This is a genomic window from Nocardia sp. NPDC050413 (assembly GCF_040655475.1).
Lineage (GTDB): Bacteria > Actinomycetota > Actinomycetes > Mycobacteriales > Mycobacteriaceae > Nocardia > Nocardia coubleae.
Genome location: NZ_JBFAJZ010000005.1, coordinates 196,645 through 212,809, shown reverse-complemented (window position 1 = coordinate 212,809; position 16,165 = coordinate 196,645). Strand labels below are relative to the sequence as shown.

Sequence of the window (16,165 nt, the reverse complement as noted above, 5' to 3'; positions counted from 1 at the left end):
TCACCAGAGCGTGGTGGCTCAGCGGGCGCGGAGTTCGGCGAGTTGGTAGGCGAGCCGGGTGCGGACGACGGGGATTCGGGTGAGGACGCACATGGCGGTGTTGCGGAGGGTGCGGGCGGGGGTGGAGCCGAGGGTGGCCATTTTCGTCATGCGATCGGTGAAGGCGACGACTTCGGTCGCGATGGGCCTACGGGTCGTTTCGTAGGTCTCGAGCAGCGAATCCGAGTCGCCCGCCGCGACTTTCGCGAGCAGGGTGCCGAGCAGGGCGGCGTCCTGGATGCCGGTGTTCATGCCCTGGCCGCCCGCGGGGCTGTGGACGTGGGCGGCGTCGCCCGCGAGGAGAACGCGGCCGGCGCGGTACCGGTCGGCGACGCGGTGGTGCACCCGGAAGCGTGAGCTCCACAGGACCTCGTCGACGCGAACTTCGCCCGCCGGGCCGCGTGCGTCGAGGACGGCCTGGATGTCCTCGCGCGTGGGGTGTTCGGGTGCCTCGTCCACGGTGGCGACCACACGGTAGCGCTCGCCGTCCGCGTCGGGGAGCGGGGCGACGACGGTGACGCCTTCGGGTGAAAGGTGCAGGGAGACCTCGCTACGCGGGGACGGCCAGGTCATCCGGACGTCGGCGAGGACGAACGACGCGGGGTAGGTGTCGCCGGTGAAGCCGATGCCCGCCTGCTCGCGGACCACGCTGTGCATACCGTCGGTGCCGACCACGTAGTCGGCCGCGATGCTGCCCGGTGTGCCGTCGGCGTTCACGTATTCGACGGTGGCGGAGTCCTTTTCGTTACGGACCGCGGTCACCGTGATCGGGCGGTGCACCCGCCCGCCCGCCTTGTGGAGGCGGGCGAGCAGGACGCGTTCGGTGACGTCCTGGGGGACCATCAGGGTGTAGGGGAACGCGGTCGGCAGGCCGCCGAATTCGATGGTGGCCAGGGTCTTCGGGCCGTCGTGCACCTTGAAGGTCGGCACCTCGATGCCGAGTCCGACGAGTTCGTCGGCGATGCCGAGCTCGTCGAGCACCTCGAGTGTCCTCGCGTGCACCACGGCGGCGCGAGAAGTGTTGGCGCCCTCGGCGAGACGGTCGATGAGCACGTGCTCGACGCCCGCTTCGGCGAGCACGATCGCGGTGGTGAGGCCGGCGGGGCCCGCGCCGACGATGACGACGGAAGTGGTTGCGGGGAGGGTGGTGGCGGCCATTTCGACTTCTGGTCAACGAGTGTTTGCCAACGCTTGTAGGCATAACGGTAGACCCGGCCGTGCTAGAAAGTCAACAGCTGTTGGCCTACAATCGTTGGCATGTCATCCGCCCAGCAAGAGCAGCCGGTTCGCCGCTCCGACGCCACCCGCGCGACCATCCTCGCTGCCGCCCGCGCCCGCTTCGCCGCCGACGGCTACGCCAAGGCCACCATCCGCGCCATCGCCGCCGACGCCGAGATCGACCCATCGATGGTGATGCGGTACTTCGGCTCCAAAGACGGCCTCTTCGCCGCCGCGGCCCAGATCGACCTCGACCTCCCCGACCTCGGCGCCGCCGACCCGAACACACTGGGGGAGCTACTGATCCGCCGCTTCCTCACCATCTGGGAGGACAACGACAACACCGTCCTGCTGATCCTGCTGCGCACTTCGATCACCGACGACGCGGTAGCAGAGCGAGTCCGCGAAATCTTCGCCGCCCAGGTCCTCCCCGCGGTCTTGCGCTTCGGCGACCCCGCCGACGCCCCCTGCCGGGCCGGATTGATCGTCACCCAACTCCTCGGCCTGGCCCTGTGCCGCTACATCCTGCGCCTACCGCCGGTGGTGGCTCTCGCCCCGACCCAGATCGTCACCGACATCGCGCCGACCTTGCAGCGCTACTTGACCTTATGAGTCGGTGAACGACAGCCCTGGTCGGCATCGGTATGCGCAACCCGTCGGATGAAGCGTCGCGAGCTCACGAGTATGCGAAAACCGCTGCGACCGCGTCGAAGTCGTGGTCGCAGCGGGCGGCCGGCAGGTCGAACCGCCGGCTCGCAACGCGGCGCGCGGCGGTTGTCGCTTATCCCGCCAGCTGGGCACCGAGGGCGAGGAGGTGGGGTGTCGCGCCGCCGAGGGCGAATTCGTGGTGCTTGGCGGCGGTGAAGTAGTTGTGGGTGATGTGGTCGCGGTCGATGCCGAGGCCGCCGTGGACGTGGACGACGGTGTGGGCGACCTTGTGGCCCGCCTCGGCTGCCCAGAACTTGGCGATGTGTACCGCTTCGGTCGCGGGCAGGCCCTCGGACAGGCGCCAGGCCGCCTGGGTGACGGTGAGGCGGAGGCCGCCGATGTCGATGTAGGCGTCGGCCAGGCGCTGGGCCACCGACTGGAACGAGCCGATGGCCTTGCCGAACTGTTCGCGGGTGCGGGTGTGCTCGGCGGTGATCTCGAGTGCGCGTTCCAGGGTGCCGAGCTGCAGGGCGGAGAGGCCGAGCCAGGCGCGCTCGCGCAGCCAGGTGAGGATGTCGGCGCCGGATTCCACGGTGCCGAGCAGTTCGGCCGGGGTATTCGCGAACTCGACGAGGAATTCGGGGGACAGGTCGACGACCTGCTGCGGCGTCACCACGGCATTCGCCGGGTCGACCAGGAATACCGCCACGGTGCCGGCAGCCGAGTCATCGCCGGAGATCAACGCCGGGACCAGGATTCGCTCTGCCCGGTCCGCGTACGGGACGGTCGTCGCGACACCGGTCAATGTCCACGCGGTACCCGGGCCGCGCGAGGGCGAATCGTCACCGGCTGAATCGGTGGCCGAGATACCGGCGGCGGTCGGGTTGCTGCTCGCCGGATCGGCCGCGGAGGCGGGGCTGTCGGCAGAGGCGGGAGTCGCGGTGATCCCGGGTGCACCGATCGGATCGTGCAGCGACGCCGACAGAGCCGCCGTCAGCACCACCTCGCCCGCTCCTGCGCGCTCTGCCAGCGCGCGCTGGTCATCCTCGCCGAAGCGCGCGAGCGCACCCGCACCGAGCACGATCGACCACAGGTACGGCACGGCGGCAACGGATCGCCCGAGCTCCCGCAATACGGCGGTCTGCTCGAGCTCGCCGAAGTCGCTGCCGCCCAGGGCTTCCGGCAGTGCGGCCGCGAGCACGCCGGTTTCGGCGAGCGCCTTCCAGAGTTGCTCGTCGAAGCGGCCCGGTGTGTCGAGTTCACGCAGCCGATCGGCGGTGACGAGTTTGGCGCAGACCTCGCCGGTGAGGCGGGCGAGGTCGGTCTGGGCTTCGGTAGGGGTGAAATCCATGGCGGTTTACCGGCTTTCGTGGATCAGCGGGCGGCGGCGGGCTGGCGCAGGGCGGTCATGGCGATGATGTCGCGCTGCACCTCGTTGGTGCCGCCGCCGAAGGTGAGGATCAGGGCGGCGCGGTGCATCCGCTCCAGCCTGCCGAGCAGCACCGCACCGGGGGAGTCCTGGCGCAGGTAGGCGTCGGCGCCGACCACTTCCATCAGCAGCCGGTAGGCCTCGGTGGCCAGTTCGGTGCCGTACACCTTGCACGCCGAGGCATCCCACGGGCGCGGCGCGGCCTCGCCACCCTGGTCGGCGCGGCTGGCGATCTCCCAGTTCAGCAGCTTCAGATATTCGACCTTGGCATGTACGCGGGCCAGATTCAGCCGCGCCCATTCCTGGTCGATCACGCGGGAACCGTCGGGCAGCAGCGTGTCACGGGCCCACGCGGTCGTCTGCGCCACCGCGAGCGACAGCGGCCCGGCCGAGGTGAGAGCGACCCGCTCGTGATTGAGCTGGTTGGTGATGAGCGACCAGCCGCCGTTCTCCGGGCCGACCATCGACGACGCGGGAACGCGAACATCCTGGTAATAGGTGGCGCTGGTATCGGGCCCGGCCATGGTGTGCACCGGCGTCCAGGAGAAGCCCTCGGCGGAGGTCGGCACGATGAACATGCTGATCCCCTTGTGCTTCTTGGCAGTGGGGTCGGTGCGCACGGCCAGCCAGATGTAGTCGGCGTAGGCGATGAGGCTGGTCCACATCTTCTGGCCGTTGACGACGAAGTCGTCGCCGTCGCGCACCGCGGCGGTGCGCAGCGAGGCCAGGTCGGTACCCGCACCGGGCTCGGAATAGCCGATCGCGAAGTGCAGCTCACCGGCGGCGATGCGGGGCAGGAAGAACTTCTTCTGCTCCTCGGTGCCGTACTGCATGATGGTCGGGGCCACGGAGTTGAGCGTCAGGAACGGGACGGGCGCGCCCGCGATGGCGGCCTCTTCCACGAAGATCAGCTGATCCATGGTGGTCCGGTCCTGGCCGCCGTACTCCTTGGGCCAGCTCAGGGTGAGCCAGCCGTCGCGGCCCATCTGACGCACCACCTCGCGGTATACGTCGCCCTCGCCGTACTCTCCGGTCTGCAGGCTCAGCGCCTTCTTGCGCTCCGGTGTCATGAGCCCGGCGAAATACGCGCGCAGCTCGGCGCGCAATTCTTCCTGCTGCGGCGTGTACGCGACGCGCATGCTTCCCACCTCGGTGTCGAACTCCAGCTTCGGTGAGCCGATCATTGCACAGCAACTGGAACATGTTCCAGTATTGACAGTGAATCGGTGCCGGTTCCGCCGCGCGAGGTATGCCATCCGGGTTACTCTCGCCGAGACCGTCTGGAAGGAAGATCCCATGAAGATCATCGTCGATTTCGACCGCTGCGAAGCGAACGGCGTCTGTGTCGGAATCGCCCCTGACATGTTCGAACTCGATGACGACGATCAGCTGACCGTCGCCGAGGGCGATATCGCCGCCGACCGCGTCGCCGATGCGGAGGAGGCGGTGGCGCAGTGCCCGAAGGCCGCGCTGAGATTGGCGTGATCGCCTCTTGTCGGATGGTGAAACACGTTCTAAAGTCGGCCCGATGAGTGTGATGCAGACTTCACTGGAGGGCCGGGTCGCCATCGTCACCGGTGCGGGCGCGGGTCTCGGCCGGGCCGAGGCGCTCGCGCTGGCCTCGGCGGGCGCGGCGGTGGTCGTCAACGACCTCACCGAGGACGCGGCCGCCGAAACGATCGCCGCAATACGCGAACTCGGCGGAAAAGCGGAATTCGTCGGTGGAAGTATCGCCGAACGAGCCACCGCCGACGCGCTCGTCGCCACCGCGCGGGAATCGCTCGGGGGCCTCGATATCGTTGTCAACAATGCGGGTATTACGCGCGATCGCATGCTGTTCAACATGTCCGACGAAGACTGGGACGCGGTGCTCGCCGTTCATCTGCGCGGCCATTTTCTTTTGTCGCGCAATGCTTGCTCGTATTGGCGAACAGCCGCCAAAGCGGCGGGCGAACCGGTGTACGGACGGTTGATCAATACCTCCTCCGAAGCCGGTCTGCTCGGTCCGGAAGGCCAGGCGAACTACGGTGCGGCCAAGGCGGGCATCACGGCGCTCACCCTTTCGGCGGCGCGCGGATTGTCGCGCTACGGCGTGCGCGCCAACGCGATCTGCCCGCGTGCGCGCACGGCCATGACCGAGGCTGTTTTCTCCGAGGCGCCCGAGGGTCAGGTCGACCCGCTGGCTCCCGAACACGTCGCGAAACTGGTCGCCTACCTGGCCTCACCCGCGGCCGACGAGGTGAACGGGCAGGTCTTCGTGGTCTACGGCCCGATGGTCGCGCTGATGGCGCCGCCGACGGTCGAGCAGCGCTTCGACGCCGCGGGCGAACAGTGGGCCGAGGACGATCTCGCCTCGACCCTGCAGCAGTACTTCGCCGGCCGCCCGGCCGATCACACTTTCTCGGCGCGAGCGCTTCGCGATCTCGGCTGAGGTTGCCCGATGTTGGCCGGGCGGAAAGTCGCCGTCCCGGCTCGCCGCAGATCTGTTGTACGCCGGTCCAGGTATTGGTAGACATGGACGTCGGCATGTGTGGTGTCTCACAGGAGGTCTGGGTGAAGCGGTCAGGAGTCGTTTCAGTTCGGACGGTATTTTCCGGGAAAAACTCCTGGTACAAGTCTCCGGAAATCGCAGACATTCGTGAGAACGTGTTCTAGTCTTTGGGCAGTCTTCAGATCGGGGTGGCGGTGAAGTACGGAAACGCGGACGCCATGGTCCGCCCGTCTAACGAGGAGGATTGCCGGTGAACGACCTCCTTGCTGTCCCGTTGCGGGCAGTCGGCGGATTCTTCGAACTCGGCGCGGAAGTGGCACGAGCCGCCTTCCGCAGGCCGTTCCAATGGCGTGAGTTCGTCGACCAGTCGTGGTTCGTCGCCCGCGTCTCCATCCTGCCGACGCTGCTGGTGGCCATCCCGTTCACCGTGCTCGTCGTCTTCACCCTCAACATCCTGTTGCGCGAGATCGGTGCCGCCGACCTCAGCGGGGCGGCCGCCGCGTTCGGCGCCGTCACGCAGGTCGGCCCGATCGTCACGGTGCTGATCGTGGCCGGCGCGGGCGCGACAGCGATCTGCGCCGACCTCGGCGCCCGCACCATTCGCGAGGAGATCGACGCGATGAAGGTGCTCGGCATCGACCCGGTGAGCCGGCTGGTCGTGCCACGCGTGCTCGCCTCGATGTTCGTGGCGCTGATGCTCAACAGCCTGGTGTGCACGGTCGGCATCGTCGGTGGCTTCGCGTTCTCGGTGTTTCTGCAAGGCGTGAATCCCGGTGCTTTCGTCAACGGCATTCCGCTGCTCACCAATCTGCCCGAGCTGATCATCTCCGAAATCAAGGCGGGCCTGTTCGGGCTCATCGCCGGAATGGTCGCCTGCTATCTCGGGCTGCAGGTGAAAGGCGGGCCCAAGAGTGTGGGCGACGCCGTGAACCAGACCGTCGTGTTCGCCTTCATGGCGCTGTTCGTGGTGAATGTCGTCGTCACCGCGATCGGCCTGAAATTCACGGTGCGGTGAACACATGGCCTTTGTAGTTCGTTCCAAATTTCCCCGCGCGGTCCGTCGTTACGAGCGGGCGTCCAAAGCGCTGGACTCCCTCGGTGACAAGGCGATCTTCTTCGTCAAGGCACTCGGCTCGGTACCGCGTGCCCTGGTGCACTACCGCACCGAGACCATCCGGCTCATCGCCGAGATCAGCATGGGCAGTGGCGCTCTTGCCGTGATCGGCGGCACCGTGGTGATCGTCGGCTTCCTGACGCTGATGGCGGGCGGCACCATCGCGGTGCAGGGTTACAGCTCGCTCGGCAATATCGGCGTCGAGGCGCTCACCGGCTTCTTCGCCGCCTTCATCAATGTGCGCATCGCGGCGCCGGTGATCTCCGGTATCGGCCTGGCCGCGACCATCGGCGCGGGCGCGACAGCCCAGCTCGGCGCCATGCGCGTGGCCGAGGAGATCGACGCGCTGGAATCGATGGCGATCCGGCCGGTGCCGTTCCTGGTCGGCACCCGGGTGCTGGCGGGCATGATCGCGATCGTGCCGCTCTACGCCCTCGCCGTGATCGCCTCGTTCATCGCCAGCCGCTTCGCGACCGTGGTGATCTACGGGCAGTCGGCGGGCGTCTACGACCACTACTTCTCGACCTTCCTCATCCCCAGCGACATCCTGTGGTCGTTCGCCCAGGCGATGGTGATGGCCCTGGCCGTGATGCTGATCCACACCTACTACGGCTTCCACGCCGCGGGCGGTCCGGTCGGCGTCGGTGTGGCGGTCGGCAACGCGGTGCGGGCCTCGCTGGTCGCGGTGGTCACGGTGACGCTGCTGATCTCGCTGGCCATCTACGGCACCTCCGGCAACTTCCACCTCTCGGGATAGCGGTATGGACACCTCACGGATCGTTGCCGCACTGCAGGGCGGGCTCGGGCGCAAGCTCGCAGCCCTTGCCCTCGTCGGCGTACTCGTCGCGGGCGCGGCCTTCGCGATCGCGCTGTTCCAGGGCGCGTTCACCAACACCGCCGTGGTGCTGGTGAACGCACCACGCTCGGGCCTGGTCCTCGACCCCGACGCCAAGGTGAAGGTGCGCGGCGTCGAGATCGGCCGGGTCGCCGACATCGACCTGGCCGCCGACGGTGCGACGCTGCGGCTGGAACTGGACCCCGATCAGCTGAAGCTCGTGCCCGACAACGCCGGGGTCGACATCCGCTCGACAACGGTGTTCGGCGCCAAATACGTCAATTTCATTGTGCCCGAACAGCCTTCCGCGAAGTCGCTGGCGCCGGGCAGCACCGTCTCGGCGAGCTCGGTGACCGTCGAGTTCAACACCCTGTTCCAGCACCTGTCCGACGTGCTCGCCCAGGTGGAACCCGAAAAGCTGAACGCGACCCTGACCGCGCTCGGTACCGCCCTCGAAGGGCGCGGCGACAAGTTCGGCGATCTGCTCGTCCGATCGGATCGCTATCTGCGCGAACTGAATCCGTACCTGCCCACGCTGCAGACGGACCTGGACAAGACCGCGCAGGTGACCGGGATCTACGCCGATGTCGCCGATCCGCTGTTGCGCACGGTCGACAACGCGACGGGCACCGCGCAGACCATCACCGAAATGCAGGGTCAGCTCGACAACGTGCTGGTGAATGTGATCGGCCTGTCCGATACGGCCGGAACTGTCCTGCGGGAGAACGAGAACGATCTGGTGACCGCACTCGACCTGCTGCGCCCTTCCACCGCGCTGCTGTACGACTACCGCGAATCGGTGAGCTGCGTGGTCAACGGACTCGGCACACTGATCCCGATCGCCGAGGACATGATGGGTGGCTTGCTGCCCGGCGTCGGCATGAACGCGAGCTTCATGCTCGGTGCCAAGCCCTACAGCTACCCGGACGACCTGCCCAAGGTGAACGCGACCGGAGGCCCGCGCTGTGAAGGCGTGCTGGACCGCGTACCGGAGAGCCATTCGGACTACCTGGTGACCGACACCAGCGAAGGCGCGCCGTACGCACCGACCACGCGCCACGAATTCCACGGCATGCCTCGGGTGTTCCAGCTGCTGCTGGACGGAATGCCGGGAGTGACACGGTGAAGAACACAGGGACGACGATCAAACTGGCGATCTTCACCGTGGTGATGACGCTGGTATTCGCCGGTCTGGCAATCGTTTTGAGTCAGGCGCGGTTCTCCAGCGAGAACGGCTATCGCGCGGTGTTCACCAGCTCCTCGGGCATGGTGCCCGGCGCCAAGGTGCGCATCGCCGGTGTGCCGGTGGGCTCGGTGACCTCGGTAAAGGTCGGCGACGACAACCTCGCGCACGTCGAGTTCGATGTCGACACCAAGTACGCGGTCCTGGCCAGCACCCGAGCGGCGATCAAATACGAGAACCTGGTCGGCGACCGGTATCTGGAGCTGCTGGAGGGACCGGGCTCGGCTCGCCGGCTTTCCGACGGCGACACCATCGGCCTCGAGCAGACCCAGCCCGCCCTCGACCTCGACCTGCTGCTCGGCGGATTCAAGCCGCTGCTGCGCGGACTCGACCCGGCGCAGGTCAACGACCTCACCGAGGCGCTGCTGCAGATCTTCCAGGGGCAGGGCGGAACCCTTGTGTCGCTGCTCAACAGCGGTGGCGGCTTCGCCAAGACCCTGGCCGATCGCGACGCGCTGATCGGCAGCGTGATCGACAACCTGAACACCGTGCTCGCCACGGTCAGCGATCGCGGCGACCAATTCGCCACCACCATCGATGAACTGCAGCGCCTGGTCAGCGACCTGTCCGCGGAGCGTGATCCGATCGGCAACGCGTTGCCGAGGATCGCGGGCGCGACCAAGGAGGTCAACGACCTGCTGGTGCAGGCCCGTCCCGATCTGCGCTCCACCATCGAACAGACCGGTCGGCTCGCCACCAACCTGGACGAGGGGTCCGATCACATCCAATGGGTGCTCGACAGACTGCCGGATACCTACAAGAAGCTCATCCGGATCGGCTCCTACGGCTCCTTCCTCCAGCTCTACATCTGCGGTACCAACTTTTTGATCAGTGGCCCCGATGGCAAGCCGATGGAAGTTCACATGCCGGCGCTGCAGGTCACCGGAAGGTGTAAGCCCAATGAATGAGGACAAGTCGCCCGCGGCGACGATCGGCATCGTCGGCGTGGTGCTGGCGCTGACGATCTCGCTCGCGACGCTGCAATTCACCGACCTGCCGTTCATCCGCTCGGGTGCGACCTTCACCGCGAACTTCCTCGACGCGGGCGGTCTCGTCCCCGGCGACCCGGTGCATGTGGCCGGTGTGCGCTCCGGCGAGGTACGGCAGGTGAGCCTCGACGGCGACAAGGTCCTGGTGAAGTTCGACCTCGACGAGTCGATCGTGCTGGGGGAGAAGACGACCGCCGCGATCAAGACCAACACCGTGCTCGGCCGCAAATCGCTGGATGTGGTGCCGGACGGCCCCGGCGCCATCGGCGCGCGGGACACCATTCCGGTCGAGCGGACCACTTCGCCCTACTCGCTCAACGAAGCACTGAGCGATCTCGGCGGGACGGTGCGCGACCTCGACCTGGAACAGGTCGACCAGACCCTCGACACGCTGTCTGCGGCGTTCGCCGATACGCCCGGACCGCTGCGCAACGCGCTCGACGGTGTCACCGCGCTCTCCCGCAGCATCAACACCCGCGACCAGGCGCTGACCGACCTGCTGGCCAGGGCACAGAACGTCACCAAGATCCTGGCCGACCGCAGCACCCAGCTCAACACGCTGCTCATCGACGGCAACGCGCTGCTCGGCGAGCTCGACCGGCGCCGGGCCGCGATCAACCAGCTCGTGGTGTACATCGACGATGTGGCCAAACAACTTTCGGGCCTGGTCGCCGACAACGAGCCGCAGATGCGGCCGACGCTGGACCGCCTGAATTCGGTCCTCGCCCTGCTCCAGCGCAACAAGCAGAACCTCAACGATGCCCTCGACGGTCTCGGCCCCTACGCCGCCGCGCTCGGCGAGCAGGTCGGCAACGGGCCCTGGTTCAACGCCTACGTGGTGAACGCGTCAAGTGTCGAGCTCCGTCCACTCGTCGACGCGCTGGTCTGGCCCGAACAACTGCCCCAGGACGTGATCGACATCTTCACCCACCCCAGGACGCCGTATATCGCTCCTGCCGAGGAGGATCCGCCGCGATGAGTGTCACCCAGCAGGTGCGCGGGTTGCCGCGCTGGACGATCGCGGTGGCGGTGGTGGTGATCGCGGCGCTGGTCGCGGTCGGTGTCTACCTCGTGACCGGAGTCGGAAAGAACACGGTGACCGCCTCCTTCACCTCGACCACCGGTCTGTACGCGGGCGACGAGGTGCGGGTACTCGGCGTCACCGTCGGCAGCATCGACTCCATCGAACCGGGCCGCGGCCAGGTTCAGGTGACGATGAGCATCGACAGCGATATCGATCTGCCCGCCGACGCGCGCGCCGTCATCATCGCGCCGTCGTTGGTCTCGGCCCGGTTCGTGCAGCTCGCGCCTGCCTACAGCGGCGGCCCGAAACTGGTCGACGGAGCGCAGATTCCGCTCGAGCGCACCGCGGTGCCGGTGGAGTGGGACGAGATCAAGGCCGAGCTGACCAAACTGTCGGCGGCGCTCGGCCCGGTCGGTGACGACAAGCAGGGCTCCTTCGGCCGCTTCGTCGACACCGCGGCCCAGAACCTCGACGGCAACGGCCAGAAGTTCCGCGACACCCTGCGTGAACTGTCCGCGACCCTGACCACCCTGTCCGACGGGCGGACCGACCTGTTCGCCACCATCCGCAACCTGCAGAAGTTCGTCGAGGTGCTCTCGGCGAGCAACGAGCAGATCGTGCAGTTCAGCGGCAGGCTCGCGTCGGTGTCGTCGGTGCTGGCCGGTGCTTCGGAAGAACTCGGCGCCGGTCTGGACAGTCTCGATGTGGCACTGGCCGATGTGAAGCGGTTCCTCGAGGGGACCGGTGGTGAGCTGACCGAGGGCGTCGAGCGACTCGCCGACGTCACCCAGACCCTGGTGGACAATCGGCCCGAGATCGAACGGGTGCTGCACTCCGGCCCCACGGCGATGGTGAACTTCTACCAGCTCTACAAACCGGCTCAGGGCTCGCTCACCGGCGCTGTCGCACTGAACAACACGGCCAATCCGCTCAGCTTCCTGTGCGGGTCGATCCGGGCCATCGAACACAACAACTCCGACAAATCCGCGGACCTGTGCGCGGAATTCCTTGCGCCCGTGATCAGTTCGCTCGCCATGAACTATGTGCCGATCATGACCAACCCGGCCAGCGGCGTCACCGCCTTCCCTGAGCAGTTGGTGTACAGCGACCCGAGCCTTGAAGGTGCGGTCCAGCAGGACCAGCCGCCCGGCGCGGCGCCGATCACCGTGCCCGAAGGCCTTGCGGGGCTTGCCATTCCAGGAGGACCGCGATGAGGCGGCGCATACTCGCCGGGCTGGCCGTCGGCGTCGCCGTGGCGCTCGGCACCACCGGCTGTCAGTTCGACGGGCTCAACTCGTTGCCCATGCCGGGCTCCGAAGGGCGGATAGACGGCTCCTATACGGTGCGGATCCAGATGCCCAATGTCACGACACTGACCCGGAATTCACCGGTGCGGGTGAACGACATCGAGGTCGGCAACGTCACCGGGATCGAGGTCGAAGGCTGGCACGCGCTGGTGACGGTCTCGCTCAATCCCGATGTGCGCCTGCCTGCCAACGCGGTCGCCAAGATCGGGCAGACCAGTCTGCTCGGCAGCAATCACGTCGAATTGGCCGCCCCGACAAGCGAACCGCCGGCCGGACAGTTGCGGGGCGGCGATGTCATCCCGCTCGAACGGGCCGGTGCCTACCCGACTACCGAACAGGTGCTGTCGTCGCTGTCGGTGGTGCTCAACGGCGGCGGGATCGCCCAGCTCGAGACGATCACCACCGAGCTGAACGCGATGGTGAACGGTCGCGAGGACGAGATCGCCGATCTGCTCCCGCAGCTCAACGAGCTGACGACCGGGTTGCAGCGCCAGACCGGCAGCATCATCGCCGCGATGGAGGGTCTGGATCGGCTGGCGGTGAAACTGGCCGGTCAGCGTGAGGTGATCGCGGAGGCCATCGAGCAGATCCATCCCGCGCTCACCGCCCTGGCCGACCGATCGGCCAACATCACCAGGGCGATCACGGCGCTCGGTGAGCTCGGTGACGTCAGCGAACGACTGATCAAGACCAGCGGCGACGACCTGGTGGCCAACCTGCGCAGTCTCGGCCCCGTGCTGCAGACGCTGGCCGACACCGGAACCAACCTGATCCAGGCGCTCGGCATCCTGCCGACCTTCCCGTTCCCGATCAGGAATATCGACAACGCGATCATGGGCGACTACCTGAATCTGTTCATCACCTTCGACCTGACCGCCAGCCGCCTCGACAGCAACTGGCTCACCGGTACGCCGCTCGGCGGTCGCTTCGGCGGTGTCGAGGGTGTGGTCGGCTCGTTCGCGCCGTCGACCGCCACGGATGCCGGTGACCCCGCCACCGCGCCGATGGCGCCCGCACCGGCCCCCGCCCCCGCGCCCGCCATTCCCGGGCTACCGGCCATTCCCGGTCTGCCCGCCATCCCCGGTATCACCGCGCCGCTGCCCGGCCAGGAAGGGGCGGGTCGATGAAACTCACCCGGTTCGTGCGAGCCCAGCTCGCGATCTTCGCGGTGCTCACCGTGATCGGTCTGGTCGTGATGAGCGGCAGCTACCTGCATGTTCCCGCGATGTTCGGCATCGGCCGGTACGCGGTGACCGTGCAGCTCGCCGCCACCGGCGGGCTCTACCCGACGGCCAATGTGTCCTATCGGGGCCAGAACATCGGCAAGGTGGAGGCGGTGCGGCTCACGCCCGCGGGCGTGGAGGCGGACCTGTCGATCGACAGCGACTACAAGGTCCCCGCCGATTCGAGCGCCTGGGTGCGCAGTGTGTCGGCGATCGGTGAGCAGTACGTCGACCTCGTGCCGAGCGAACAGCCCGCCGACGGGCACCTGCGCGACGGTTCGGTGATCCCGGTGCAGCGCACCCACTTGCCGCAGGACGTCGGCGCGATGCTCGACCAGGCCGACAAATTGCTCGCCACCGTCGCCGACACCCGCCTGCGCCAGGTGATCGACGAGGCGTTCCTGGCGTTCAACGGCGCCGGACCCGACCTGCAACGGTTCATCGACTCCGCGGCGCTGCTGATCCAGCAGGCCGAGACCGACATCGAACCGACCAAGAAACTGCTCGACCAGATCGGCCCGCTGCTCGACACCCAGATCGAGTCCGAGGCCGATATCCGTTCCTGGACAAACGATCTCGCCACCATCACCGACCAGCTCCGCGAAAGCGACCCGACGCTGCGAAACCTGTTGAACAACGGCCCTTCCGCGATGGAGGTGGTGAACAAGCAGTTCCAGGATCTGCGTCCCACCCTGCCGCTGCTGGCGCGAAACCTGGTGAGCCTCGGGCAGGTCGGCGTGACGTATCACGCCAGCGTGGAACAACTCATGGTCGTCTTCCCCCCGCTGATCGCGGCGCTGCGCACCGCCATCCGCGGCCCGGCCAAGTACGGCGTGATGGTCGACTTCATGACCGTGCTCAACGACCCGCCCGCCTGCACCACCGGCTTCCTGCCCGCGGAGCAGTGGCGCCAGCCCAGCGAGCTGACGCCGATGGACACGCCGCCCGGGCTGTACTGCAAGGTCCCGCAGGACTCGAACATCGCGGTCCGCGGCATCCGCAACACCCCGTGCATGGAGTTCCCCGGCCGCCGCGCACCCACCCCCGAACTGTGCCGGACCGGGTTCGTGCCCGAGGGCAACAACCCGCCGTTCGGCGAGGTCGAGCCGGTCGCTCCGGCGTCCGCACCGGCAGGCGCATCGACGGGCGCTGTGACGCCCGCCGCAGCGCGCCCCTATGATCCGTCGACGGGTACGTACCTGGGAACAGACGGACGCACCTACCGCCAAGGTGACATCGCCACCGATGGTTCGGGCACCGTTCCGGCCAGCTGGCAGGCGATGTTGGAGGAGCAGCAACGATGAACGACAACGACAACCGCCGCCCGCGTCGCCGGGCAGCACGCTCGGCCGGGCCACCGGCCGAGGAGAAGGCGGCCGTGACGGTGGCCGTGAGTAAGAGCGAATCCGTATCACCAGCCGCTGAGGCCGCCGAGTCGGCGGACACGGTGAAGTTCGCGAAGGGCGCCGCCGCTCCCACGGTGAAGTTCGGCAAGGATGCCGTCGAGCCCGCCGCCCCGACCGAGAAGATCGACAAGGACGCCGTCGATTCGTCCGCTCCGACCGTGAAGTTCACCGGCGGCATCGCGCAGTCCGAGGACGCGGCGGTGCAGGTCCCCGACGGGGAGAAGAAGTCGCGCGTGCGTCGTGTCCTCGCCGTCGCGGCGGCGGCCGTCCTCGTGCTCGCGCTCATGGTCGGCGCGGGGGTCTCCGCTGTCGCCGCGTTCATGACCGACGCCGAAGAGGACCTGCGCGCGGAGTACACCGAGACCGCACGTCAGGCCGTGCTGAACCTGACGACCATCCGCGCCGAATCCGCCAAGGAAGACATCGACCGCATCCTTGCCGTGGCATCGGGCGACTTCAAGTCCGAGTTCGACGGTCGTGTGGACCCGTTCATGGATGTCGTCAAGCAGGCCAACGTGGTGTCCAACGGCAGTGTTGTCGAGTCGGCCATCGTCTCGGCCGACCTCGAGTCCGCGCAGGTGCTCGTCGCCGCCAAGCAGACGGTGACCAACAACGGTTCACCCGAACCCCAATCGCGTCAGTACCGATTCCGCATCACCGTGACCAACGGTGAGACGGGCATGACCGTGTCGAAAGTGGAGTTCGTCGGATGAGCCGCAGAAGCGCACAGATCATTTTCGGCGTCCTCGCCGTCTTCGGCCTGATCGCCGCCGCCGTGCTCGGCGTCAGCGGCTACCAGCTGTGGGAGCACGACCGCACCGAGCAGGCCCGCGGCGAGGCGATGAGCACCGCGAGCCGCACGGTGAGCGCCATGTTCAGCTATGAGCACGTCACCGTCGACACCGAGCTGCCCAAGGCGGCCGACGGCCTGAGCGAGTCGTTCCGCAACGACTACCTGCGGCTCATCGAGGAAGCCATCGCGCCCGGCGCCAAGGAGAAGCAGCTCACGGTCAAGGCGACAACGCAGGCCGAAGGCGTGATCTCCGCCGAACCCGAGCACGCGGTGGTGCTGCTGTACCTGAATCAGGTGACCACGAGCAAGGACGCGCCACAGGGCACCGCCTCGGGCAGCCGCGTCCGGGTGTCGCTGGACAAGACCGGCGATCGCTGGCTGGTTTCCCAGGTCACGCCGGTCTGAG

Annotated in this window: 16 protein-coding genes; 13 read left to right on the top strand and 3 right to left on the bottom strand. The window is 67.5% G+C overall.

What is annotated here, in order from left to right; genetic code table 11:
• Positions 1-18: 18 nt before the first annotated feature.
• Entirely contained in the window at positions 19-1,197 is a 1,179-nt protein-coding gene (locus tag AB0I19_RS15505) for an FAD-dependent monooxygenase (RefSeq protein ID WP_357149003.1), read from the bottom strand.
• Between the two features lie 99 nt (positions 1,198-1,296).
• Here AB0I19_RS15505 and AB0I19_RS15500 point away from each other — a divergent pair, with 99 nt between their 5' ends.
• A complete protein-coding gene (locus AB0I19_RS15500) occupies positions 1,297-1,869 on the top strand; it encodes a TetR family transcriptional regulator (protein ID WP_357149000.1) in 573 nt (190 codons plus the stop codon).
• 169 nt (positions 1,870-2,038) lie between these two features.
• On the opposite strand, the gene AB0I19_RS15495 is transcribed toward AB0I19_RS15500, so the two are convergent.
• Both AB0I19_RS15495 and AB0I19_RS15490 read right to left on the bottom strand, forming a co-directional pair.
• Positions 2,039-3,256 carry an acyl-CoA dehydrogenase family protein gene (locus tag AB0I19_RS15495; protein ID WP_357148997.1) on the bottom strand — a complete coding sequence of 406 codons (1,218 nt, stop codon included), beginning with the start codon at positions 3,254-3,256 and terminating at the stop codon, positions 2,039-2,041.
• A 23-nt stretch (positions 3,257-3,279) separates the two neighbouring features.
• Positions 3,280-4,473 carry an acyl-CoA dehydrogenase family protein gene (locus AB0I19_RS15490; RefSeq protein ID WP_357148994.1) on the bottom strand — a complete coding sequence of 398 codons (1,194 nt, stop codon included), beginning with the start codon at positions 4,471-4,473 and terminating at the stop codon, positions 3,280-3,282.
• A gap of 157 nt (positions 4,474-4,630) precedes the next feature.
• Between AB0I19_RS15490 and AB0I19_RS15485 the strand changes: the two genes are divergently transcribed.
• The 12 genes from AB0I19_RS15485 (at position 4,631) to AB0I19_RS15430 (ending at position 16,164) form a co-directional block, all read left to right on the top strand.
• Positions 4,631-4,819, top strand: coding sequence for a ferredoxin (locus tag AB0I19_RS15485; protein ID WP_067640707.1), 189 nt, complete (start codon positions 4,631-4,633; stop codon positions 4,817-4,819).
• 43 nt (positions 4,820-4,862) lie between these two features.
• Positions 4,863-5,765 carry a 3-oxoacyl-ACP reductase gene (locus AB0I19_RS15480; protein ID WP_357148991.1) on the top strand — a complete coding sequence of 301 codons (903 nt, stop codon included), beginning with the start codon at positions 4,863-4,865 and terminating at the stop codon, positions 5,763-5,765.
• A gap of 310 nt (positions 5,766-6,075) precedes the next feature.
• On the top strand, positions 6,076-6,840 hold the full coding sequence (locus AB0I19_RS15475) for an ABC transporter permease (RefSeq protein WP_067492283.1): 765 nt from the start codon (positions 6,076-6,078) through the stop codon (positions 6,838-6,840).
• A gap of 4 nt (positions 6,841-6,844) precedes the next feature.
• Positions 6,845-7,696 (top strand): ABC transporter permease, encoded by an 852-nt coding sequence (locus AB0I19_RS15470; protein ID WP_067492284.1) that lies wholly within the window; start codon positions 6,845-6,847, stop codon positions 7,694-7,696.
• Between the two features lie 4 nt (positions 7,697-7,700).
• Positions 7,701-8,900: an MCE family protein gene (locus tag AB0I19_RS15465; RefSeq protein WP_357148989.1), complete on the top strand. Its 1,200-nt coding sequence runs from the start codon at positions 7,701-7,703 to the stop codon at positions 8,898-8,900.
• Positions 8,897-9,925, top strand: a complete 1,029-nt coding sequence (locus AB0I19_RS15460; RefSeq protein ID WP_084457243.1) for an MCE family protein — start codon at positions 8,897-8,899, stop codon at positions 9,923-9,925. The genes AB0I19_RS15465 and AB0I19_RS15460 overlap by 4 nt, the downstream gene beginning before the upstream one ends.
• Positions 9,918-10,985, top strand: a complete 1,068-nt coding sequence (locus tag AB0I19_RS15455; RefSeq protein WP_357148986.1) for an MCE family protein — start codon at positions 9,918-9,920, stop codon at positions 10,983-10,985. Before AB0I19_RS15460 ends, AB0I19_RS15455 begins: the two co-directional genes overlap by 8 nt.
• The gene (locus tag AB0I19_RS15450) at positions 10,982-12,244 is read left to right on the top strand and encodes an MCE family protein (RefSeq protein ID WP_357148982.1); all 1,263 of its coding nucleotides are present in this window, start codon (positions 10,982-10,984) and stop codon (positions 12,242-12,244) included. The genes AB0I19_RS15455 and AB0I19_RS15450 overlap by 4 nt, the downstream gene beginning before the upstream one ends.
• Positions 12,241-13,464 carry an MCE family protein gene (locus tag AB0I19_RS15445; RefSeq protein ID WP_357148979.1) on the top strand — a complete coding sequence of 408 codons (1,224 nt, stop codon included), beginning with the start codon at positions 12,241-12,243 and terminating at the stop codon, positions 13,462-13,464. Before AB0I19_RS15450 ends, AB0I19_RS15445 begins: the two co-directional genes overlap by 4 nt.
• The gene (locus tag AB0I19_RS15440) at positions 13,461-14,864 is read left to right on the top strand and encodes an MlaD family protein (RefSeq protein ID WP_357148976.1); all 1,404 of its coding nucleotides are present in this window, start codon (positions 13,461-13,463) and stop codon (positions 14,862-14,864) included. Before AB0I19_RS15445 ends, AB0I19_RS15440 begins: the two co-directional genes overlap by 4 nt.
• Positions 14,861-15,679, top strand: a complete 819-nt coding sequence (locus tag AB0I19_RS15435; RefSeq protein ID WP_357148973.1) for a hypothetical protein — start codon at positions 14,861-14,863, stop codon at positions 15,677-15,679. Before AB0I19_RS15440 ends, AB0I19_RS15435 begins: the two co-directional genes overlap by 4 nt.
• Complete coding sequence (locus tag AB0I19_RS15430) at positions 15,676-16,164, top strand: h domain protein (RefSeq protein WP_067492291.1); 489 nt, start codon at positions 15,676-15,678, stop codon at positions 16,162-16,164. The genes AB0I19_RS15435 and AB0I19_RS15430 overlap by 4 nt, the downstream gene beginning before the upstream one ends.
• Position 16,165 lies beyond the last annotated feature (1 nt).